The sequence below is a fragment of the Streptomyces sp. NPDC045778 genome (genome assembly GCF_056431945.1).
Map to the genome: position 1 here is coordinate 37,457 of NZ_JBWKJZ010000018.1, position 21,895 is coordinate 59,351.

Genomic DNA, 21,895 nt, shown 5'->3' on the forward strand with positions numbered 1-21,895 from the left:
TTGAACGCGCACATCAAGCTGGCCGTACTCGACATGGCCGGGACCACGGTCGCCGACGGCGGCCTCGTCGAGCGGGCCTTCGCCGCGGCCGCCGGAGACCTTGGCGTCGAGCCGGGCTCCGCCGACCACGCGGCGAAGCTCGACTACGTCCGCGCCACCATGGGCGAGTCCAAGATCTCCGTGTTCCGGCACCTGTTCGGCGCCGAGGACCTGGCCCGGCGCGCCAACGCGGCCTTCGAGAAGGCGTACGGGGAGCTGGTCGAGGGCGGTCACGTCGCACCCGTCGACGGGGCCCGCGAAGCCGTCGAGGCACTCAAGGCCGACGGCCTCACCGTGGTCCTGACCACGGGCTTCGCCCGCGTCACCCAGGACGCGATCCTGGCCGCCCTCGGCTGGCGGGACCTGGTGGACCTCACCCTGTGCCCCGCCGACGCGGGCGGGCGCGGGCGCCCCTACCCGGACATGGTGCTCGCCGCGTTCCTGCGTACCGGCGCCGCCGAATCGGTGCGCGAGGTGGCCGTCGCCGGGGACACGGCGTACGACATGCGCAGCGGGGTACGCGCCGGGGCCGGGGTCGTCGCGGGCGTGCTCACCGGGGCCCACGACGAGCCGGCCCTGCGGGACGCCGGAGCCACGCACGTGCTGCCGTCGGTGGCGGAACTGCCCGCCCTGATCCGGGGCTTCGGGTCATGAGCAGCGGCATACGGTTCGATTCGGTGACGGTCGCGTACGGCGGCAACGTCGTCCTCGACGCGCTCGACCTGACCGTCGAGCCCGGCGAGGTCATGGCGCTGCTGGGGCCCTCCGGCTCCGGCAAGACCACCGCCCTGCGGGCCGTCGCCGGATTCGTGACGCCCGCCGCCGGGCGGGTGTTCATCGGCGACCACGACGTGACCCGGCTCCCGCCGCACCGGCGCGGCATCGGCATGGTCGTCCAGCAGTACGCGCTGTTCCCGCACATGCGGGTCGACGAGAACGTGGCGTTCGGCCTCCGGGCGCGGAAGACCCGCAAGGCGGAGGTCCCGGCGCGCGTCGCCGACGCCCTGGAGATGGTCGGGATGGCCGCGTACGCCAAGCGGTACCCGCGCGAGCTGTCCGGCGGGCAGCAGCAGCGCGTCGCCATCGCCCGCGCCCTCGCCATCCGGCCCGGCGTGCTCCTCCTCGACGAGCCGCTGTCCGCGCTGGACGCGCAGCTGCGCTCCGGCATGCTCGCCGAACTCGCCCGGCTGCACCGCGAGTTGCCGGACGTCTCCATCCTGTACGTCACCCACGACCAGGTCGAGGCCCTCACCCTCGCCGACCGGATCGCCGTCATGGACCGGGCCAGGCTGCGGGACGTGGGCACCCCGCAGGAGCTGTACCGGCGCCCGCGCACGGAGTTCACGGCCTCCTTCGTGGGCAACGCGAACCTCCTGCCGGTGTCCGTGGGCGAGGGCGCGGTGTCGCTCGGCGCGACCGAGGTGGAGGTCGCCACCGACGGGGTCGCGGCCGGGGTCACGGCCACGCTGTGCGTGCGGCCGCACCTGCTGGGGCTCGGGCCCGGGCCCAACGCGCTGACCGGGAGCGTCACGGAGGTGCAGTGGCGTGGGGCCACGCATCGGCTGTACGTCGACGTGGGCGGGCACGCGGTGAAGGCCGACGTGCGCGAGCTGCGGGTGCCCCCTGGGCTGGGGGAACAGGTCACGCTGCACTTCGCGCCCGAGGACGCGGTGCTGCTTTCCGCAGGGGTGAGCCGGGATGGGTGACCTCACGCCAGGCCTGGTGAAAAGCGGGGCGGCACCTCGGGCTGTGCCCACCCGTCCCGCCCTGCGGGACGATTGCCCACAGCGCAAACGACGTCATGTGCCGCCGTTCATCTGGGCGTTGCCGCCCCTCGCTCTGCTTGGGGCCGTCTTTCTCTATCCCCTCGGGCTCGTCGTGCAGCAGTCCGTGCGGCCCGACAGTGGGGGGACCTCACTGGAGCCGTATTCCGACGTGTTCGCGTCGGAGTCGTTCCGGGACGCGCTCGGGACCACCGTGTGGCTGGCCGTGGGGGCGACCGTCGGGTGTCTGGTGCTCGGGTTCGTGCTCGCGCTGGTCATCGCCTTCGTGCCGTTCCCCGGCGGGAAGGCCGTCGCCAAGTTCATCGACGTCTTCCTGTCGTTCCCGTCGTTCCTCATCACCCTCGCGCTGCTCTTCATCTACGGCACCAAGGGCATGGCCAACGGGCTGTGGACGGACGCGACCGGCAGCGGCGGCGACGGGCCCTTCCAGTTCCTGACCACGCCGTGGGTCGTGCTGCTCGCCGAGATCACGTACTTCACGCCGTTCGTGATGCGGCCGCTGCTCGCCGCCTTCTCACAGCTGGAGACCGCGCAGCTGGAGGTGGCCTCAAGCCTCGGCGCGCGGCCCCTGCGGATCGTGCGGAAGGTGATCCTGCCGGAGGCGCTGCCCGCGCTCGCGGCGGGCGGCAGCCTCGTCCTGGTGATGTGCCTGAACGAGTTCGGGATCGTCCTGTTCACCGGGGCGAAGGGCGTCACGACCTTGCCGACCCTCATCTACGGCAAGGCGATGCTGGAGTCCGACTACCCGGCCGCCTGCGTCGTCGCCGTCGTCAACATCGCGATCTCCGTGGGCCTCTACGGCCTGTACCGGGTGGTGAGCCGTCGTGCTGGTGCATAGCCGCAAGGGCAAGTGGGGGCTGTGGGCGGTGTTCGCCGTCCTCTTCCTGCCGGTGTTCGCGCTGCCGCTCGCCGTCATCGTCACGGCCTCGTTCGCGGGCCACTGGTCGGGGGCGTTCCCCTCCGCGTTCACCACCGAGCACTACGCGGCGGCGAGCAGGGGTGAGTCCCTCCAGGCCCTCACCACCAGTCTGCTCACCGCGCTCGCCGCGAGCGCGCTCGCGCTCGCCGTGGGCACGTGGGCTGCCCTGGCGGCCGCCGCGCTCAAGCGGCGCGGCGGCGTGGGCGCGCGGCTGTGGGGCCGGGGGCTCGACACGCTGTTCATGCTGCCTGTCGCCGTGCCCTCGGTGGTCGTCGGGCTCGCGCTCCTCGTCGCCTTCAGCAAGCCGCCGGTGATCCTCAACGGCACGTCCACGATCGTCGTCCTCGCGCACGCCCTCCTCGTCACCGCGTTCGCCTACCAGTCCGTCTCGGCGGCCCTGCGGCGTCTCGACCCGGCGTACGAGCAGGCCGCCGCGTCCCTGGGCGCCCGGCCCGGATACGTCCTGTGGCGGGTGAAGCTGCCGCTCCTGCTGCCGTCCCTGACGGCGGCCGCCGGCCTGTGCTTCGCCCTGTCCATGGGCGAGCTGAGCGCCACGATGATGCTCTACCCGCCGGACTGGACGCCGCTGCCCGTGCGCGTCTACGCGGCCACCGACCGGGGCGCCGCCTTCACCGGCGCGGCCCTCGCCGTGGTCCTCATGGGCGCCACCCTGCTCGTCCTCTTCGCGGTCTCCCGCGTCCGCACCCGCGCCTCCTACCGCTGACCCGCCCCGCACCCCGTCCGAGCCCGTCTCTTCAAGGAGTACGACACGTCATGCGTACCGTCACCCCCGTCCGCGCGCTCGCCGCCCTCGGCGGCTGCGCCCTGCTCGCCACCACCCTGACCGCCTGCGGCGGCGACTCCGCCGCGTCCGACGCCAAGGTCGTCACCGTCTACAGCGCCGACGGCCTCAAGGGCGAGAACGGCGACGGCTGGTACGACCGGGTCTTCAAGGACTTCGAGGACAAGACCGGCATCGAGGTCAAGTACGTCGAGGGCGGCTCCGGCGAGATGGTGCAGCGCGCCGTCCGCGAGAAGTCCAACACCCAGGCCGACGTCCTGATCACGCTGCCGCCGTTCATCCAGCAGGCCGACGAGAAGGGCCTGTTGACGGCGTACGAACCCGAGGGCTCCGCGCAGGTCGACGGCGCGAACAAGGCGCCCGACGGCAAGTGGACGGCCGTCGTCAACAACTACTTCGGCTTCATCTACAACAAGAAGGAGCTGAAGGGCTCCAAGGCCCCGAGGACCTGGGACGAGCTGACCGGCGGCCCGTACAAGAACAAGATCCAGTACTCCACGCCGGGCGTCGCGGGCGACGGCACCGCCGTGCTCATCAAGGCCATGCACGACTTCGGCGGCAAGGAGCCCGCCATGAAGTACCTGGGCAGGCTCCAGTCCAACAACGTCGGCCCGTCCGCCTCCACCGGCAAGCTCGCGCCCAAGGTCGACAAGGGCGAGCTGCTCGTCGCCAACGGCGACGTCCAGATGAACTACGCCCAGTCCAAGGACATGCCCAACCTCGGCATCTGGTTCCCGGCCAAGGAAGGCGGCAAGCCCACCACCTTCGCGCTGCCCTACGCCGCGGGCCTGGTCAACAAGGCCCCGCACAGCGCCAACGCCAAGAAGCTCCTCGACTACCTCCTCAGCCGGACCGCCCAGCGCCAGGTCAGCGAGATCGGCGGCGGCTTCGCGGCCCGCAAGGACGTCAAGGCCACCGACGCCAACGCCATCGCCCTGGACAAACTCCTGGACGGCGTCGAGGTCTTCGAGCCGGACTGGGCAGACATCTCGGAGAACCTCACCTCGTACGTCGAGGACTGGAAGTCCGCCACCGGCAGCTGACCCCCACCCACGTCACCTCATCCACCAGCGCCCCTGTGCCACCAGGGGCGTTGGTGTGCCCCGGCCTGCCCGCTCCCCCCTGGAGGAATCGTGTCCCACGGCATCCGCCGCCGCTCGCTCCTCGTCTCCGCCGCCGCCCTCGCCACCGCCGCGGGGCCCCTGTCGGGCCTCGCCCGCGCGGCCGCCGCCCGCACCCCCAAGGTCCTCGTCATCGGCCTCGACGGCACGCTCCTGGGCCGCGTCAAGGACGCCGACGCGCCCCGCCTGAAGTCCCTGATGGCCCGCGGCCTCACCGCCCCGAGCAGCATCTACGCCAACCCGCTCGCGCCCACCATGTCGGGCCCCGGCTGGTCCACGCTCCTCACCGGCGTCTGGCCCGACAAGCACAAGGTCGTGAACAACGACTTCACCGGCCACGACCTCGCCCGCTACCCCGACTTCATGACGCGCGCCGAAGCCGCGAAGCCCGCCCTGCGCACCTACGCCGTGTCCTCCTGGGCGCCCCTCACCGACACGGTCTTCTCGCCGAAGGTCGACACCCGCGTTTCCACGCCGTCCGACGAGTACGACGAGGGCACCACGAAGCGCGCCGTCGCCGCCCTCGCGGACAAGGACCCCGACGCCGTCTTCGTCCAGCTCGACAACATCGACCACGCCGGACACGCCAGCGGCGCCGCCGGCCGTGCCTACCTCGACGCGATCCACGGCGCCGACACCCAGGTCGGCCGCATCCTCGACGCCGTGGCCGCCCGCCCCGCGTACGGGGAGGAGGACTGGCTGGTCATGGTCATCGCCGACCACGGCCACACGGACGCCGGGGGCCACGGCGGCTCCAGCTGGGCCGAGCGGCAGACCTTCCTCATCGCCGTCGGAGGCGGGCTCACCGCCGGTTCCGTACGGTACGACGTGCGCATGCCTGACGTCGCCGTCAGCGCCCTCGCCCACCTCGGCGTCCCCGTCGACCCGGCCTGGGGCCTCGACGGCCGGCCCGTGCAGCAGCCGCGCCCCGACGCCTTCGACACGCTGCGGGACCGCCTGAAGCCGCCCGTGGACGAGACCGGCATCGGCTCCGGCGTCACCGGCTTCACCCACACCCCGCCGGACGGCTGGAGCGTCGACAACACGCGGATGGGCGGCGGAGGCGTCACCGAGTGGCGCGGCTGGTCCTTCACCACGGACGAGTTCTGGACGCGGACCGAGCGCGACCAGCACCGCGAACTCAACCTCAGGGCCCGGAACGTCTTCGCCGTCGCCGACGGCGACGAGTGGTCCGACAAGCCCGTCACCGGCACCTTCGACTCCACCCTGATCAGCCCCGCGTACGAGGTCACCGGCGGCGCCCCGGCGACCCTCACGTACACGACGTACTACCGCCATGAGGACCCGCAGCGGGGCCAGGTGCTCGTCTCGTACGACGGCGGCGCCCCCGTCGTCGTGAAGACGTACGACGCCGACACCCCGTCCGTCGTCGAGACCGTCCGGCTCCGGGTCCCGGCCGGGGCCCGGACCGCGCAGGTCCGCTTCCGCTGCACCGGAGGCAACAACTGGTACTGGGTGATCGACGGGGTCGGGATCAAACCTTCCTGATTAGGCTGGGGGGCGTCGGCACAGCGTCGTCCCGGCGCCCCACCCGCCACCTTGGTTTCACGCAGACCCGCAGGAGTGCACCCCATGGCAGAGCGCAAGCCCATCGAATCGTGGCTCACCGACATGGACGGGGTACTCATCCACGAGGGCGTGCCGATCCCCGGGGCCGACTCCTTCATCAAGAAGCTCCGCGAGTCCGGCAAGCCCTTCCTCGTGCTCACCAACAACTCCATCTACACCGCCCGCGACCTCCAGGCCCGGCTGACCCGCATGGGCCTCGAAGTGCCCGTCGAGAACATCTGGACCTCGGCCCTCGCCACCGCGAAGTTCCTCGACGACCAGCGGCCCGGCGGCACGGCGTACGTGATCGGCGAGGCGGGCCTGACGACGGCCCTGCACGACATCGGGTACGTCCTGACCGACCACGCCCCGGACTACGTGGTGCTCGGCGAGACCCGCACGTATTCCTTCGAGGCCATGACCAAGGCCGTGCGGCTCATCAACGACGGCGCGCGTTTCATCTGCACGAACCCGGACGAGACCGGGCCCTCCACGGAGGGCCCGCTGCCCGCCACCGGCGCCGTCGCCGCCCTGATCACCAAGGCGACCGGCAAGAAGCCGTACTTCGCGGGGAAGCCCAACCCCCTGATGATGCGCACGGGCCTGAACGCCATCGGGGCGCACTCGGAGACGAGCGCGATGATCGGCGACCGCATGGACACGGACGTCCTCGCCGGCCTGGAGGCGGGGATGGAGACGTTCCTGGTGCTCACGGGGCTCACCACCCGGGCCGACATCGACCGGTACCCGTTCCGGCCCTCCACGGTCGTGGACTCGATCGCCGACCTCGTGGACCGGGTGTGAGGCACGGCGGCGCCGGGGCACGGACGGGTGTGCTGAAGGTGCGCTGAGGCCGTGCGCGCGTGAATCTGCTGGTACAGGAGGTTCACGATGCGTATATGTTCGCTTGCCGTGCGTGGCGCGGGGGGTCTCGCCCTCGCGGCCGCCCTTGTGGCGGCGCCGGGCACGGCCGTCGCGCACGACCAGGACCAGGTCGAGGCCCAGGTCACGCCCGCCGAAGGCATGCCGGGCGGGCAGGTCGAGGTCCGGGTCTCGGGGTGCCGTGGCACGACCGGCGCCGCGGGGTCGGGGGCCTTCGCGAAGGACGCCGGGCTGACCGGGGGCGACGGGAAGACCCTCACCGGCTCGGCGCGGCTCAGGGCCGGGATCTCCGGCACGTACGAGATCACCGTGACCTGCGACGGGCACCCGCACCAGGGCGTCGGCACCGTCCGGGTCGGCGGCGCCGACGCCACCCCGCAGGCGCCCGTACGGGCCGGTGGCGGCGGCACCGCCGACCTTCAGCCCGTGGCCGCGGTCGCCGAGGAGGCCGGGCCGGGCACGCGGCACGCCGTCGTCGGCCTGGTGCTCGCGGGGGCCGCCGCCGTCGCCGTGGCCCTGCGCAGCGTCCGCCGGCGCCGCTCGGACTGACGGTGTCCGGGCCCGAGCCCGAAAGCGCCGACGCCCCGCACGGCACGAGCCGTCTCGTCATGGGCGTGGCGTGGGCCGTGCTGCTCGTGGGCCTGTGGCTGTGGGGCAGCGAGATCACCGGCGTGCGCGGCGGCCTCTCCGACCCGACCACCGGGGACATCGCCGCCGTCGGCAGGCCCCCCGGCCTCGAACTGCCACGGCCGCACGCGCCGCTGGCCGACGCGCGGCCCCAGCGCGTGGACGTGCCCTCGCTCGGCCTGCGGGCCCCGGTGGTGGCGCGCGGCCTGGACGCGGCGGGCGCGGTCGACCCGCCGCCGTACGGGCAGCCGGGCGTCGTCGGCTGGTACGGCGGCGGAGCGCGGCCCGGAGCCGCCGGGACCGCGCTGCTCGTGGGGCACGTGGACACGGAGAGCAGGCCCGCCGTCTTCTACCACCTCAGCGCCGTGCGCCCCGGCGAGAAGGTGCGGGTGGTGCGCGACGACGGGGCGGTGGCCGAGTTCACGGTGGACGACGTCCAGGTGATCGGCCGGGACGACTTCGACGCGAAGACGGCCTACGGCCCCCGCGAGGAGGGCCGCGCCGAGCTGCGCCTGATCACCTGCGGCGGCACCTTCGACCGCGCGAGCCGCACGTACTCGGCCAACGTGGTCGTCTCCGCGTACCTCACGGGGGTGGACACCTAAGCGCTTCGCTGGAATTGCCGCGATGGGCCGTCGATCGCCTGCGGGTCCGTCGTGGCTGGTCGCGCAGTTCCCCGCGCCCCTTCGGGGCGCTGCCGAACCGCACCACACTTCCACAGGGCCTAGGCTGCCTCCGCCCCGGTTCTTGGGCGCAGCGCCCGCAGGCCGATGCCGCCGAACACGGCGGCGAAGACCACCCACATCAGGGCGTGCGAGGCGAGTGACAGCATGCGGAAGTCCCACAGGAGCGTGGGGCTCACGGGCGTCGGGTCCGGGTTGTCGGGCAGCGCCCACAGCAGCGCGAGGACGGCGGCCGCCGTGCCCGCCGCCGCGAGCTGCCGCACCGGCTGCGACCGGCCGGCCAGGCGCACGTACACCTGCCAGACCAGGAACATGCCGAGCACGCTGATCACGACTGCCGCGACCCACATCGCCTGCCGGTCGCCCACCGTGCCGGAGTCGCCGACGCCCGGCGGCATCGCCGGGTAGCGCAGGGCGGGGAAGAGGGAGACCGCGCAGAAGGCGGCCGCGCAGAACGCCAGCGCCCGCGGCCAGGGCGAGGCGCGCGGGTCGCGCCGGTGCACGAGCGCGTACGCCACGGCGAAGAGCACGCCGATCGCGAGGCCCGCGACCACCAGGGCGACGACCAGGCCCGCGTGTTGCGTGGAGCGCGAGAACAACTCTTCGTGGTGCTGCACGGTGGCACCGGGGTCGTGCTGCTCGTGCGCCTGCGAACGGGCCTCCTCCGCGCGGATCGCCCGGTCCATCAGGGGTTCGGCGAGCAGCAGCGAGAAGAGCCCGGCGGTGAGCCCGCCCAGGCCCCCGGCCGCGAGGCCGCGGCCGAGGAGCGCGAGGACGGGGGACGACGCCGCCGGGGAGGCGGCGGAAGGAGCCGGAGTGCGGGGAGCGGTGAGGGAGTTCGGGGAAGGGGGAGTTTCCGGGGACGCGGTCATGGTGCGAGCGGCCCCGATCAGTGGCAGGGGGCACCGAAGAGGTGCCGGCCGTCGTGGGCGAACTCGTGGAGGTAGTCACCGGTGGCCGAGATCAGCGAGCCGTTGTCCATGAAGACGGCGTACAGGGTGATGAGCGCGAGGATCACGGCGCCCGCGGCGATCAGCCAGTCGCGGGTCTGAAGGGTCGCGGACTGTATCGCGGCGGTGTCGGTGTGTGATGCGCCGTGCGCGGCGGAAGCGGACATACCGTGGCTCTCCTTCTGGGGTTTCCACGCCCCATGGCAGGAGGACGACGGGTTCAGTTCCTGACTTCCCCAGGCGTACGCGTGGGGTCACAGTGGCGGGACCGTCCCGGAGTCGCACCGGGTTCCTGGCAACCGTCGCCTCGATGTATGGACTTGTCGCCGGGAGAGTCGCAGGTGGTCATGGACACTGTCAACCGGTCACCGCGCCCTGGAAGGAACCGCGCGCGGGCGGCGTGCGCCCCGGAGCGACCGCCACCGCGCCCGGTCGACGACCCGCTCCCCCCGGAGCCGCCGACCGGGCCGGCCCTCCACCGCGCGCGCTCGAGCTGCGGGAGGAACCCGGCGTCGGCGCGGGAGGCTTCGGATGGTCATCGGTCGTGAGGTGCGGGGAGCGCCCCGGCGCACGCGGACACCAGGGGGCGCGTTGCATGGGGAACGCTCCACTCCGGCCGGGGGCTTGGGCCGTCACGACGACTCTAGAGCGGAAGCCGCCCTCGGCCTAGGGGGCGGCGCCGGGCCCGGCCGAGGGGCGGCACGGGGCCCGGTCAAGGGGGCGGCACGGGACCCGGGTTAAGGAGGCGGTGCCTGGCCGTCCCGCAGTGCCGCGTCGCCGAGCGCTCCCCGGATCACCATCCCGGCCACCGTGTCCATGACGAGGCGCTCCCGCCGCGCGTACCGCCGCATCGCGTCGAAGGCCACGTCGGTCCCGGTCTGCCAGCGCTCGGCCAGTATCCCCTTGGCCTGTTCGATCCGGATGCGGCTGCTGAGCGCCGCCTGGAGCTGCCGGGAGAGATCGCGGTACTCGGTGTACACGCGCTGGTTGTGCAGACCGGCGGCAGCGGCGTCCGCGAGCGCCTGGGCGAGCCCCAACGCGCTGCTCTGGCGGCCCCCTTGGCGCCCCGTGCCCTCCTCCCCGCCGGGCTCCGGCGCACCGGGCCCGCCGTCCGGCGGGGCCTCCGCCGCGAAGACGATGAGCACGCCGAAGACGCGGCCCCGGGCCCGCAGCGCCACCGCGAACGCGAGGTCGACGCCCCGCGCCCGGGCCCGTGCCGCGAACTGGGGCCAGCGGGCCACCGCGACCCGTGACGCGAGCCGGACCGGCCCCACGGGCTTGCCGGTGCCGAAGCAGTCGATGCAGGGCCCGCCCAGGTGCTGGGCCTCGAGCAGCTCACGCGCGAGCGCGTCGCCGCGGCGGCTCGCGGCGATGCGCACCCGGTCCCCGGCATCCGTGTACAACACGCCCGCGGCGAGCGCGTCGAGGAGTTCCGCGCAGAGCTGGCTGACGCGGCACAGATGGCGGTCCGCGTCGAAGTCGTCGGCGACCGTGACCACGGTCTCGGCGAGCGCGCGTGCCAGTCTGAGTTCTGGGGTGCGGTCCGGCACGGCCTTCATGGGCCTCTCCCTTTCGCCTCCCCCCAACCGGTTCGCCTACCCCGCTACGGAGGGCTGTAACAGCTCTCCTACAGGTGTCCGGGCGGGCTCTTCCGGCCTCGTGACGCACTCGTGGCTATGTCAGGATTGAGCACCGGACCGTGCGCCCAAGGGGGACTGGATGTACCGCAAGAACACAGGTCGCGGACGGGGTTTCGCGGCCAGGGGGGTGCCGGCGGCGGTCGTGCTCACGGGGGCCGCGCTGCTGCTCGCCGGGTGCTCGTCCGACGGCGACGGGGACGGCGACGAGGCGACCCGCCCGGTGGAGCAACAGCCCAAGGGAACCGACCCGTTCTGGGTCAACCCCGACGGGAACGCGGCGCGGCAGGTCGCCGCGTACGAGAAGGACGGCAAGAAGGACGAGGCGGCGCGGATCCGGAAGATCGCCGAGCAGCCCGTCGGCGAGTGGATCGGCCCGGAGCAGCCCGAGGACGAGGCGCGCGGCTTCACCGAGGCGGCCGAGAAGGCCGACCGCGACGCGCTGCTCGTCCTCTACAACATCCCGCACCGTGACTGCGGCCAGTTCTCCAAGGGCGGCGCCGCCGACGGCAACGCCTACCGGGCGTGGATCGACGGGGTGGCCAAGGGCATCGGCGACCGCAGCGCCACGGTCGTCCTGGAGCCGGACGCGGTCCTGCACATGGTCGACAAGTGCACGCCCGAGCAGTTCCACGAGGAGCGCTACGACCTCCTCAAGGGCGCCATCGCCAAGCTGAAGTCCCTGAAGAACACCAAGGTCTACCTGGACGCGGGCAACGCGGGCTGGTCGCACCCGGACGGCCTGTACGAGCCGCTGAAGCGCTCCGGCGTCGAGCAGGCCGACGGCTTCGCGGTGAACGTCTCCAACTTCCAGACCACCGAGGCCAGCAAGGCCTACGGCAAGACCCTCTCCGCCAAGGTCGGCGGCAAGCCCTTCGTCATCGACACCAGCCGCAATGGGCGCGGGCCCTACACCGGCAAGGGCAAGGACCCCTGGTGCAACCCCCCTGGGCGGGCCCTGGGCGAGGCCCCCACCACCAAGACGGGCGACCCGAAGGTCGACGCGTACCTCTGGGTCAAGCGGCCCGGTGAGTCGGACGGGACCTGCCGCGGTGGCCCCCAGGCCGGGCAGTGGTGGCCCGAGTACGCACTCGGCCTTGCCAAGAACGCCCCGTAAGGGGCGCGGGGAACTGCGCGCTCAGCGCGCGAAAAGCCGCAGACGCGTCTGCTGAGTGCTGAGCAGACGCGTCTGCGGCTTTGTTGTGGCTGGTCGCGCAGTTCCCCGCGCCCCCAAGGGGGCTAGGGAACGTGAACCCACTGGGCCTTGCTGGGGATGCCCTCCGCGTTGGTCACGAAGAGCATGTACCAGCCCGACTCCACCAGGCTCCGGTTCTTCGGCACGGTCACCGTGACCTTGTCGCCGGACTTCTTCATGCCCAGGGCGATCGACGTCTGGTCGATGTCCGTGACGTGGGTCGTGGCCGAAGGCCGGATCAGCCGGGCCGACTTGAGGGACGCGGCGTCCTTCGTGGGGAACGTGCCGGACGCGCCCCGCTTGAGGGTCTTGGGCCCTGCCCCGAGCGCGGGCTGGTCACCGTTGTACAGGTACGGCGGCGTGTAGATCTCCACGCGCTGCTCGAAGCTCCCCGGCTTCGTGTTGGCCTTGTCGGCGTACAGCGAGTCCGAGCCGAAGAACATCACCCGGCCGTCGGGCAGCAGGATCGAGCCGGAGTGGTAGTTGCGGCCCACGTGCGGGTCGGCGACCTTGTCGAAGGTGTTCTTCCGCGGGTCGTACAGACGGGCCTCGTGGATGTTGGAGGCGCCGCGGCCGCGGTAGTCCTCGGAGCCGCCGGAGACCAGGACCGAGTCGTCGGGCAGGATCGACGCCTGCGGGTAGCGGGTGCCCGTGCCCAGCTCGGGGCCGTCCACGAAGCGCGGGTTCCGCTTCTTCAGGTCGACGACGCGGGTCTTCTTGGAGGCCTTCGTGGACTCGCCGACGCCACCGCCGCCGACGACCATGTAGCGCTGGTCCTGCGCGGGCGGCAGCTCGACCGTGTTGGAGGTCTCCAGGAGGTCCGGGTCGCTCATGCCCGGGATCTTCTTGAACTTGTTGGTCTCCAGGTCCCAGACGCCCGGGTCACGGCCGACGTCGGCGGGGCCGTAGCCCGCGTTCGAACCGGAGTAGAAGAGCTTGCCGTTCGCCATCTGGAAGATCGCCGGATAGGTCGGGAACTGCCGCACGCCCTTGGTGTACGTCCACTTCTTCGTCCGCGGGTCGTACACCTCGTTCTTGCCCGGCACCAGCTGGCCGATCTCGTCGAGGCCGGAGAGGGAGAGCACCTTGCCGTCGGTGAGCGTGGTCAGCGTGGGGTACCAGCGGGCCTCGTTCATCGGGTCGACCTTGATGTACTTCTCGGCGACCGGGTCGAACTCGAAGGTGTCCTTGATGCCCTGGAAGTCCTTCTTGTCCAGGGCGAGCTTCTGCGCGATGCCGTACGTGTTGCGGGCGTCGGCGCCGCTCAGGCCCTGCACGCGGTAGTTGTCCTGCGTGCCGGTCTCGTGCTCGGAACCGCTCTCCTGCGCCTCTACGTAGATGCGGCCGAGGCCCGGGTCGTTGCGCAGGAACGCGCCCGTCTGCTTGTCGAAGACCTTCTTCGCGCGCTCGACGACGATCGGGTCCTTCGAGACGAAGGTCTTGCCGTTCTTCTTGCCGGTGAACTTCGTGCCCGCGGGTAGCGTGATCGGCCTGTCCGGGTTCTCGTTGTGCACGATCATCAGGCCGCCGGCCTTGGTGACGTCGCCCTTGAGCTTCTCGTACCGCTTGGTGCCGCCCGCGATGAGCAGCTTGCCGTCGGCGAGCTGGGTGTGGCCGGTGCAGAACAGGTCCGTGGGCGTCGGGATCTTCTTGATGGTGTTCTTCTCGGGGTCCCACAGCCGGGTGTCGAACTTCTTCTCGTCGAAGTTCTTCTGGTTGTTGCCCGAGCCCGCCACCATCAGGATCTTGCCGGTGTGCAGGAGCGACGCGTGGATCGTGTTCTGCCGGTACTCCTCGGGGAAGTCGACGACCTTCCAGTGGCCGTTCGCCGCCTTGTACTCGGGCTTGTTGATCTTGTAGTTGTGGTACTTCTCGGAGCCCACGCGCCACAGCCAGGGGCCGTTCATGCCGGCCAGCGCCAGCACCACCGCGGTGCCTATCGCTATCCGGCGGGCACGGCGGCGGCTTGAGGGGTCTCTCATGTGTCGTGGCTCCCGAGGGCGATCTGCATCGTGTCGTCATTCGAACCCGGCGAGGTGTTCGAGGTGTGCGTGGGCGCCGAGGCCCAGCTGGGCTTCTGCTGGGGCGCGTGCGCGGCCGGGTGGGCGTGCGGGGGCGCGCTGTGCGGCGCGAACTGCCGCGCCGGGAGCGTCTGCTGCTCCGGCACCACGGGGCCGCCGCGCGCGGGCGCCGGGGGCTTCTTGCGCTCCTGCCGCATGCCGTGCCGCCAGGCGAAGATCGGCGCGGCGGTGACGAGCAGCGCGAAGGTGGCCCAGATGACCATCGCCGGGTGCGCGTGGTCGTACACGTACGCCGCCGCGATGGAACCGGCGAAGACCAGGATGAAGAACAGGTGGATCCGGAACGTGCCGAACAGCGTGTCCGGGCTCGCCGAGTCGCCCTTGGGCGTGACCACGAAGCTGCTCTTGCGGCGCAGCGCGGCGTCCATGAGGGAGCGCGCGTAGATCGGGGCCGAGAGTGCCGACATCACCATGCCCGCGATACCGCCGGAGCCTTCGGGCTCGTGCGGCGAGACGTTGTGGCGGCGGTTCCAGATGTACAGGCCGATCTGGAGCGCGGACGCGTTGCCGTACAGCATGAGCCAGATGGTCGGGTCGATGTTCACGCCGGAGGCGCCGAGGCCGAGGAACAGGGCGCAGCTCAGGGCCGCGAGGATCCAGTTCAGGGCGGACATCGGGTAGAAGATGACCATCATCGTGTAGTTGAACAGCCGGCCCGGCGGCAGCGAGAACGGTGCCTTCCAGAACTGCTTGAGGATCGTCTCGTACGTGCCGCGCGACCAGCGGAGCTGCTGGGTGAAGAAGTCCGTCCAGGCGTTCGGGCCCTCGCCGACGGCCAGCACGTCCGGGGTGTAGACGGACTTCCACTTCCTTCCGGTCACCGGGTTCTTGTGGCGGTGGATCTCGAAGCCCGTCGCCATGTCCTCGGTGATCGAGTCGTACAGGCCGCCGATCTGCTTGAGGGCCTTGATCCGCACCGCGTTGGAGGTGCCGACGAACATGGGCGAGCCGTAGGCGTTGCCCGCGCGCTGGATCAGGGCGTGGAAGAGGAACTGCTGGGACTCGGCGGCCTTGGTGACGAAGGTGTCGTAGTTGCCGTAGACCTGCGGGCCGATGACGAAGCCGACGTCCGGGTCGCGGAAGAAGCCGAGCATCCGCTCCAGGTAGTTGGGCATCGGGACGTGGTCGGTGTCCACGGAGGCGAAGTAGTCGTAGGCGTCGCCGTGCGCGTCCAGCCAGGCGTTGTAGTTGCCGTGCTTGGTCTTGGCGCGGTGCGGGCCCTTGGCCTGGTTCCACTTCGCGACGCCCTTGCGGGAGAAGTGGTGCACGCCGAGGCGCGCGCAGACGGCCTTGACCTCCGGGTCGTCGCCCTCGTCGAGCAGCCACACGTGCAGGAGCCCGCGGTGGCGCAATTTGACCGCTGCTTCGAGGGTCTTGGTGACCATCTCGATCGGCTCCTTGCCGGGCACGAACGAGGTGAGGAAGGCGACGCGGGTGCCGGTCTCGGGCACGACGGGGATCGGGTCACGGGCGACGAGCGTGGCGTGCGCGTTGGACAGGACGTTCATGCAGCGGAAGAACTCGATCAAGCCGATCGAGACGAGCATGACGACGTCGAGCACGGGCAAGAAGTCATACGCGGGGTAGTCGCGCTCCGTCCAGTGCTCGGGCTGGAGCAGCCAGGCGAGCAGGACGAGGGAGAGCAGCGGCGCCGCGCCGAGCATGAGGGCCGCGCGTATCCGGTGCGGCTCCTGGGAGAGCAGGGAGCGGTACTGGACCTTGTAGGGCTTGGCCGGGTCGGGCTGGGTGAGGGGGCCGGCGAGGCGGCTGTAGTGCTCGTAGTCGTAGCGCGGCAGCGTCTTCTTGATGCGTCTCAGGCCTCCCGTCCGGTGCGAGAGCACGCGGAGCTGGGTGGTCTGGGACGGGTCGCCGTGCCGCTCGCCCGGTGGCGTCGACGTCATGAGTCATCCCCCCGCACGCGGCTCTCCCGCGTGGTCGTCGGTCCTTTCGCCCGCGGTGGTCCCCCTCGACCTGCGCGAGCGCATCAAGTGGTAGGCCACCCCTCGCTAGGACAGCGAAACGTGGCCTTCCGGTTGCATGATGCCCCCCTTGGCATCCGTTCATGAACGCGGGGACCCCCTGTCCCGGTGTTCATGAGGAATCCCGTCGCACGGGTGGCGTCCGAGCCCCCAACTGCCCCGCGCCGCGCGCCCCGTGAGAGTCGAGGCTCCGTGAGCCCCCGTGAGCCTTCCGTCAGGGTTCTATGCGCCCTTGCATGATCGCAAGAGTGAAAACAAGGAGTTTACCGGTCATAAGTGGGGCTGGCGGGCGCTGTTGAGGCGGGTGCGCTCAAACGGGTACGAATGTTGCCGAAGTGTTCCCGTATGGCCCGTTCGGCGCGCAGGACGTCCGATGAGCGCACCGCGTCGAGGATCTCGCGGTGCTGGCGGCAGGTGATCTTCGGGTCCTGCGGCATGGGGACGAGGTCGGTGCGGACCTTGTGGAAGGCGTCCCAGAACGCCTCGAGGACCTCGCCGAGCAGCCGGTTGCCGAGGCAGCGGTAGAGCGTGGCGTGGAAGGCGCGGTCGGTCTCGGCGCGCACCTCGCCGCCGGGCCCGGCGGCCTCGGCGTCCATGCGGTCCACGAGCGCGTCGAGGTCGGCCAGGTCGGCGGGCGGCAGGGAGCCCGCGAGGCGCGCGATGAGCCCGGTCTCGACGGCTTCGCGCAGCTCCAGGAGCTGGAGCAGGCTGTCCTCGCCGCGGTAGTGCCCGGCGACGGTGCGGAAGGTGAGGCCTTCGATCATGGGTGCCATCGACATCGGCCCGACGTAGGTGCCGAAGCCGTGCCGGATCTCGACGATGCCCATGGCCTGGAGCGCCTTGAGCGCCTCGCGCACCGAGTTCCGGCTGACGCCGAGGCGCTCCATCAGCTCCGGCTCGGTCGGCAGTACGGAGCCGGAGGGCAGCCGCTGGTCGATGATGAGCTTCTTGATCCGCTCCTGGATGTCCCGCGCCATGGCGCAACGGTAGCGGCAGAACGACGAAAGCCCCCCGTCGGTGACGGAGGGCTTTCGCTGCTCTGGGGGGTGTGGGTGGCGAAGCCCCCACGACGCGCGGCGGAGCCGCGCAAAGACAGAGATGGCGAGGCCGGTTCGCGTATTCCGCGAACATGCCTCGCCATCGTCATCGTGCGCCGCCAGGGACTCGAACCCCGGACCCGCTGATTAAGAGTCAGCTGCTCTAACCAACTGAGCTAGCGGCGCCTGCTGACAGAGATAACTCTACCGGATGTTCGGGGGTGGTCCTGACCGCCTCGGGGCGGGGGTCGCTTCCGGGGGAGTGGTGGGCGGGATGGATGGGAGGGCTCTGTCCCCGGCCCTCTCCATCATTCGGACCGTCAACATGCGGTATCCCGGGACAGTTGGAAAACTGACGGATATGCAGATGCGCGGACGAACCCGGCCGGGAGCCTTCCCCGGGCACCCCGGCGGATGTGAGGGGAATCGCATGGATACCGCTCCGGCATTCGAGGAATTCAGGCCCGCGAGCGACTGCGCCTGCCCCGGGTGCGTGTACTGGCGGCGCTCCGGAACCCACGCGCTGTCACCGGGCCGGGGCGGCCACCCGGGTGCGCACGGCGCCCGGCGCGCCCTCGTCCTCGCCGCCGCGGCCGGCTCCGTGCTCGGCACCGGCCAGGCGCCGCCCGCCGCCGCAGCCCCGCCCGTGGGCGCGTTTCCGCAGGTGGGGGCAGGGGTGGCGGCCCCGGATGGGGACGACCCCGGCACCCCGCAGGGCCGGCAGACCCCGCTGCACGGGACGAGCGCGCACGGCGCCGTGCTGCGCCCCACCACCCGCGCCGAGATCATGGCGAGGGCCAAGCGCTGGGTGAACGCGCGGGTGCCGTACAACCTGCGGAGTTTCTGGGGAGACGGTTACCGGCAGGACTGCTCGGGCTTTGTCTCCATGGCCTGGAATCTCGGCGGAAACGAATGGACGGGCAGTCTCGGCCAGTACGGGACGCGCGTCTCGAAGGCCGCCCTCGCCCCGGGGGACATTCTCCTGTTCCACAATCCGGTGAACCCGGAGAGGGGCTCGCACGTGACGATTTTCGGTGGCTGGACGGACTCCTCGCGCACCTCCTATCTCGCCTATGAGCAGGCGCGGCCGTACACCCGCAAGAAGGCCACGCCCTACGCGTACTGGAAGGACGCGGACCGCTACCAGGCCTACCGGTACAAGGCCCTGCGGGCGCCGGGCGGCCCGGTCGGCGCGGACGCGGCGGCGGCGCCCGCCCGCTATCCCGGCGCGCGCGCCTTCGGCCCCGGCGCGCACAACGCGCACGTCACCCGGCTCGGGCGGCTCCTCGTCGCCCGGGGCGGCGCCCGCTACTACCGGTCGGGGCCGGGGCCCCGCTGGGGCGAGGCCGACCGCAGGGCGACCCGGGCCTTCCAGCGGGCGCAGGGCTGGACGGGGGCGTCAGCGGACGGCATCCCGGGCCCGCTGACCTGGTCGTACCTGGTCACGGGCAAGGGCCGGGACATCCCGGCCGGGCGCGGCTCCGGGGCCGGGCAGCGCGTTCCCGCCTTCCCCGGCAAGGGCCACTTCCGGCCCGGGCGGAGCAACGCGTACGTCGAGCTGCTCGGGCGGCAGCTCGTGCGCAAGGGCTTCGGCACGTACTACGCGGCCGGGCCCGGGCCGCGCTGGGGCGAGGCGGACCGCCGGGCGGTGGAGGCCTTCCAGCGGGCGCAGGGCTGGCGGGGCGGCGCGGCCGACGGGGTCCCGGGGCCCGAGACGTGGCGGCGGCTGTTCCGGTGAGGGGCCCGTGCGCGGCGGGGCCCCGATGAGGGAGGCGACGGCGGCGACGACGGCGACGGAGGCAGAGATGAGCACGACGACAGAGCGGTGCCCGGAGTCCGGCGAGGGGCGGGGGCGCGGTGGTGCGGCGGGGGCCGCGGGCCGTTCGCCCCGCCTGATCCACAGCGAGGCCACCACGGAGATCCCCGTCCACCTGCTGTTCCGCGACGATCCGCGGGACCCGGCGGGGGTGGCCCTGCCCTCCACCACCTTGCCCTCCGCCGCGCTCTCCTCCGCCGCGCTGCCCTCCGCCGTGGTGCGCGGCGGCTCGGCGCGCCCCCGGGCGGCGGGCCGGTCGGCGGTGCCGCTCCCGCCGCCTGTTCCCGTGGCCGTGCCCGAGGCCGACCCGGAGGCGGCCGAGCGGCGGGCCCGGGTGCTGCCCGGCGCGGTCGGGGTGCTCGCCGGTGGCGTGGGCGCGGCCGGCTGCGTGCTCGTGCTGTGGTGGGCCGGGGTGCTGCCCCGGGTCCTTCCCGGGGCGACGGGCCGGGCGGGGACGGCGCGGGCTGCGGGGATCGACGCCGCGCAGTGGGCGGTGCTCGCCGGGGCCGGGGCGCTCGCCCTGTTCGGCTTCGGGGGGCTCGCGCGCGGCCGGGTCGGCGGGGCGTGGGTCCTGACCCTGTTCGGCCGGTACCGGGGGAGCGTGCGGCGGACCGGCCTGCTGTGGGTGAACCCGCTGCTGCTGCGCCGCCGCGTGGACGTGCGCCTCCGGCACTGGCGCAGCGAGCCGATGGCCGCCGTGGACCGCTCCGGGGTGGCGCTGCGCGTGGTGGTGCTCGTGGTGTGGCGGGTCAGGGACACCGCCCGGGCCACGCTCGCCGTCGCCGACCACCAGGAGTATCTGCGCGAGTGCGTGGAGGCGACCGCCGCGCGCGTCCTGTCGCGGCTGCCCGCCGACGCCTTTCACGACGGGCAGCGGGGCGCGGCCGACGGCGGCCCGACGCTGCGCGACGCGGAGGCCGTCGGCGAGGCCCTGACGCGGGCCCTCGCCGCGCAGGCGGAGCCGGTGGGGATCGAGGTCTTCTCCGTACAGCCGACGCGGATCGAGTACGCGCCGGAGGTGGCCGAGGCGATGCACCGGCGCCGGATCGCCGCGCTCGACGCGCGGCACCGCGACGGCGTCCTCACCTCGGTGCTTGACTCCGTCGAGGACACGGTGACGCGCCTCACCGCGCGCGGCCTGGTCGACTTGGACGACTACGAGCGCAAGGCGCTGGTCAAGGACCTGACGGTGGCCTTCTGTACCGGGCACGGAGAGCGCTGAGCGCCGACCAGGACCACCGCGGGGGGAACTTGCCGCGAGCGCGGCGCGGGGCGGGTGACGACGGCCCCGAGGGCGAACGCGTGGAGACTTCGCGGACTCGGTGCGATCGGATCGTCTCCACGATTGGTATGGACATGTTCAACTACCCGCCATAATCTGGGACTTGGTCTAGACCGCACGCCCCCACAGGTCCAGACCATGCGAATCGCATCCCGTGCGGCGACAGCACCACCCGTCACACGGCAGTTCAGCACGACCGTCAGCGCGCGCACGGCTCACAGGACTCCCCCACGTTCTTCAGGAGCGCAGCATGCGAAAGAAACTGTCCGCCGCCATGCTCGGGATGGCGACGGTCGGAGCGTTCGTGCTCTCGACCGGCGGCGCCAGCAGCCATGGCTACACCGACCTGCCCGCAAGCCGTCAGATCAACTGCGCCAAGGGCGTGGTGACCGGCTGCGGCGCCATACAGTACGAACCGCAGAGCGTGGAGGGCCCCAAGGGCTTCCCCGCGGGCGGCCCCGCCGACGGCAAGCTCTGTTCCGCGGGACTCGCCGGCTTCAGCTCGCTCAACAAGGCGACGCAGCCGAACGGCAACGCCTGGCCCACGACGAAGCTGTCGGGCGGCCAGAGCTACACCTTCCGCTGGCAGTTCACCGCGCGGCACCGCACCACGGACTTCCGCTACTACATCACCAAGCAGGGCTGGAACGAGAGCCAGCCCCTGACCAGGGCGGCCCTCGACACCCAGCCGTTCCTCACCGTCCCCTACAACAGCCAGCAGCCGCCCGCCACCCTGTCGCACAGCGGCACGGTCCCCTCCGGTCGCAGCGGCCACCACGTGATCCTCGCCGTCTGGACGGTCGCGGACACCGGCAACGCGTTCTACGCCTGCTCCGACGTCACCTTCTGACCCCTCCGGCACCTGGTTCTGAGGTTTCCCTGAGGATCCCCGCCACCCCCCACGGGTAGGTTCTGCGCACGCCGTACGTGACCACGACGGCGTGCGCGGGACTTATCGGGGGGCCTCATGGACCTGCTGTTCTATGCCGTACCGGCACTCATGGCGGGCCTGGCCCTCGTCATGGGGGCCGCGATCGTCAGACGCTCGACCCAGGTGCGGCGCGCCTGGGGCAGCGGCCTGACCGCCGAGGCGCGCTGTCTGCGCACCTACACCACGACCTCCGGACACGGCGACCACGTGTCCACGACCCTCCACCACGTCTACGAGTACGTCACCCGCGACGGCCGCACGGTCCGCTTCGAGGAGGAGGACGGCCCGGGGACCGTCCTGGAGGGCGACATCGTGACCGTGTACTACGCCCCGGAGCGGCCCGAGCGGGCAACCGCGCACGCGCCGCGCCCGGTCGCGAACACGGTGGCCACCCTCGCCGTGCTCGGCTTCCTCGGCCTGATCGTCGCCTTCTGCGCCTTCTTCGTCACGCAGGTGCACGCCTTCTCCGAGGACTTCGGCTGGGGATCCGGCGTGAGCGTCGACGACGACCCGGCCCCCGACGTGCCGTGGGAGACCGACCCGGGCGTCGAGGCGCCCTGA

General features: G+C 72.0%; 20 protein-coding genes, 1 tRNA gene and 1 riboswitch. Of the genes, 14 read left to right on the top strand and 7 right to left on the bottom strand.

The window, feature by feature from the left end; all coding sequences use genetic code 11:
• The 9 genes from AC07GB_RS23010 (at window position 1) to AC07GB_RS23050 (ending at window position 8,348) form a co-directional block, all read left to right on the top strand.
• Window positions 1-693 (top strand): phosphonatase-like hydrolase, encoded by a 693-nt coding sequence (locus AC07GB_RS23010; protein ID WP_478848277.1) that lies wholly within the window; start codon window positions 1-3, stop codon window positions 691-693.
• Window positions 690-1,745, top strand: coding sequence for an ABC transporter ATP-binding protein (locus tag AC07GB_RS23015; RefSeq protein WP_478848279.1), 1,056 nt, complete (start codon window positions 690-692; stop codon window positions 1,743-1,745). Before AC07GB_RS23010 ends, AC07GB_RS23015 begins: the two co-directional genes overlap by 4 nt.
• Window positions 1,738-2,661 carry a 2-aminoethylphosphonate ABC transporter permease subunit gene (locus AC07GB_RS23020; protein ID WP_478848281.1) on the top strand — a complete coding sequence of 308 codons (924 nt, stop codon included), beginning with the start codon at window positions 1,738-1,740 and terminating at the stop codon, window positions 2,659-2,661. Before AC07GB_RS23015 ends, AC07GB_RS23020 begins: the two co-directional genes overlap by 8 nt.
• The gene (locus tag AC07GB_RS23025) at window positions 2,648-3,466 is read left to right on the top strand and encodes an ABC transporter permease (protein WP_478848283.1); all 819 of its coding nucleotides are present in this window, start codon (window positions 2,648-2,650) and stop codon (window positions 3,464-3,466) included. The genes AC07GB_RS23020 and AC07GB_RS23025 overlap by 14 nt, the downstream gene beginning before the upstream one ends.
• 50 nt (window positions 3,467-3,516) lie before the next feature.
• Window positions 3,517-4,587 carry a 2-aminoethylphosphonate ABC transporter substrate-binding protein gene (locus AC07GB_RS23030; RefSeq protein ID WP_478848285.1) on the top strand — a complete coding sequence of 357 codons (1,071 nt, stop codon included), beginning with the start codon at window positions 3,517-3,519 and terminating at the stop codon, window positions 4,585-4,587.
• Window positions 4,588-4,677: 90 nt separating this feature from the next.
• Window positions 4,678-6,174 carry an alkaline phosphatase family protein gene (locus tag AC07GB_RS23035; protein WP_478848287.1) on the top strand — a complete coding sequence of 499 codons (1,497 nt, stop codon included), beginning with the start codon at window positions 4,678-4,680 and terminating at the stop codon, window positions 6,172-6,174.
• A gap of 84 nt (window positions 6,175-6,258) precedes the next feature.
• Window positions 6,259-7,038, top strand: coding sequence for an HAD-IIA family hydrolase (locus AC07GB_RS23040; RefSeq protein WP_478848288.1), 780 nt, complete (start codon window positions 6,259-6,261; stop codon window positions 7,036-7,038).
• 108 nt (window positions 7,039-7,146) lie between these two features.
• Window positions 7,147-7,665: a hypothetical protein gene (locus tag AC07GB_RS23045; protein WP_478848289.1), complete on the top strand. Its 519-nt coding sequence runs from the start codon at window positions 7,147-7,149 to the stop codon at window positions 7,663-7,665.
• A gap of 59 nt (window positions 7,666-7,724) precedes the next feature.
• Window positions 7,725-8,348 (top strand): class F sortase, encoded by a 624-nt coding sequence (locus tag AC07GB_RS23050; RefSeq protein ID WP_478848514.1) that lies wholly within the window; start codon window positions 7,725-7,727, stop codon window positions 8,346-8,348.
• A gap of 119 nt (window positions 8,349-8,467) precedes the next feature.
• On the opposite strand, the gene AC07GB_RS23055 is transcribed toward AC07GB_RS23050, so the two are convergent.
• The 3 genes from AC07GB_RS23055 to AC07GB_RS23065 all read right to left on the bottom strand — a co-directional run bounded on the left by AC07GB_RS23055 (window position 8,468) and on the right by AC07GB_RS23065 (window position 10,935).
• On the bottom strand, window positions 8,468-9,298 hold the full coding sequence (locus AC07GB_RS23055; protein ID WP_478848290.1) for a CbtA family protein: 831 nt from the start codon (window positions 9,296-9,298) through the stop codon (window positions 8,468-8,470).
• 17 nt (window positions 9,299-9,315) lie between these two features.
• Window positions 9,316-9,543: a CbtB domain-containing protein gene (locus tag AC07GB_RS23060; protein ID WP_478848292.1), complete on the bottom strand. Its 228-nt coding sequence runs from the start codon at window positions 9,541-9,543 to the stop codon at window positions 9,316-9,318.
• A 54-nt stretch (window positions 9,544-9,597) separates the two neighbouring features.
• Window positions 9,598-9,671, bottom strand: a riboswitch (cobalamin riboswitch).
• Between the two features lie 442 nt (window positions 9,672-10,113).
• Entirely contained in the window at window positions 10,114-10,935 is an 822-nt protein-coding gene (locus tag AC07GB_RS23065; protein ID WP_478848294.1) for an ANTAR domain-containing protein, read from the bottom strand.
• 160 nt (window positions 10,936-11,095) lie between these two features.
• Between AC07GB_RS23065 and AC07GB_RS23070 the strand changes: the two genes are divergently transcribed.
• On the top strand, window positions 11,096-12,130 hold the full coding sequence (locus AC07GB_RS23070; RefSeq protein ID WP_478848296.1) for a glycoside hydrolase family 6 protein: 1,035 nt from the start codon (window positions 11,096-11,098) through the stop codon (window positions 12,128-12,130).
• Window positions 12,131-12,252: 122 nt separating this feature from the next.
• On the opposite strand, the gene glxA is transcribed toward AC07GB_RS23070, so the two are convergent.
• The 4 genes from glxA to AC07GB_RS23090 form a co-directional block, all read right to left on the bottom strand.
• On the bottom strand, window positions 12,253-14,190 hold the full coding sequence (glxA, locus tag AC07GB_RS23075) for a radical copper oxidase GlxA (protein ID WP_478848298.1): 1,938 nt from the start codon (window positions 14,188-14,190) through the stop codon (window positions 12,253-12,255).
• The gene (locus tag AC07GB_RS23080; RefSeq protein ID WP_478848300.1) at window positions 14,187-16,190 is read right to left on the bottom strand and encodes a glycosyltransferase family 2 protein; all 2,004 of its coding nucleotides are present in this window, start codon (window positions 16,188-16,190) and stop codon (window positions 14,187-14,189) included. The genes glxA and AC07GB_RS23080 overlap by 4 nt, the downstream gene beginning before the upstream one ends.
• A 341-nt stretch (window positions 16,191-16,531) precedes the next feature.
• Window positions 16,532-17,245: a FadR/GntR family transcriptional regulator gene (locus AC07GB_RS23085; protein ID WP_478848302.1), complete on the bottom strand. Its 714-nt coding sequence runs from the start codon at window positions 17,243-17,245 to the stop codon at window positions 16,532-16,534.
• A gap of 172 nt (window positions 17,246-17,417) precedes the next feature.
• Window positions 17,418-17,491, bottom strand: a tRNA-Lys gene (locus AC07GB_RS23090).
• 244 nt (window positions 17,492-17,735) lie between these two features.
• On the opposite strand from AC07GB_RS23090, the gene AC07GB_RS23095 reads away from it, so the two are divergent.
• From AC07GB_RS23095 to AC07GB_RS23110, 4 genes are all read left to right on the top strand, one after another.
• Window positions 17,736-19,043 (top strand): peptidoglycan-binding protein, encoded by a 1,308-nt coding sequence (locus AC07GB_RS23095; protein WP_478848303.1) that lies wholly within the window; start codon window positions 17,736-17,738, stop codon window positions 19,041-19,043.
• Between the two features lie 67 nt (window positions 19,044-19,110).
• A complete protein-coding gene (locus AC07GB_RS23100) occupies window positions 19,111-20,343 on the top strand; it encodes an SPFH domain-containing protein (RefSeq protein WP_478848305.1) in 1,233 nt (410 codons plus the stop codon).
• 310 nt (window positions 20,344-20,653) lie between these two features.
• Complete coding sequence (locus AC07GB_RS23105; RefSeq protein WP_478848307.1) at window positions 20,654-21,253, top strand: lytic polysaccharide monooxygenase auxiliary activity family 9 protein; 600 nt, start codon at window positions 20,654-20,656, stop codon at window positions 21,251-21,253.
• Between the two features lie 117 nt (window positions 21,254-21,370).
• Window positions 21,371-21,895 (top strand): DUF3592 domain-containing protein, encoded by a 525-nt coding sequence (locus tag AC07GB_RS23110; protein ID WP_478848309.1) that lies wholly within the window; start codon window positions 21,371-21,373, stop codon window positions 21,893-21,895.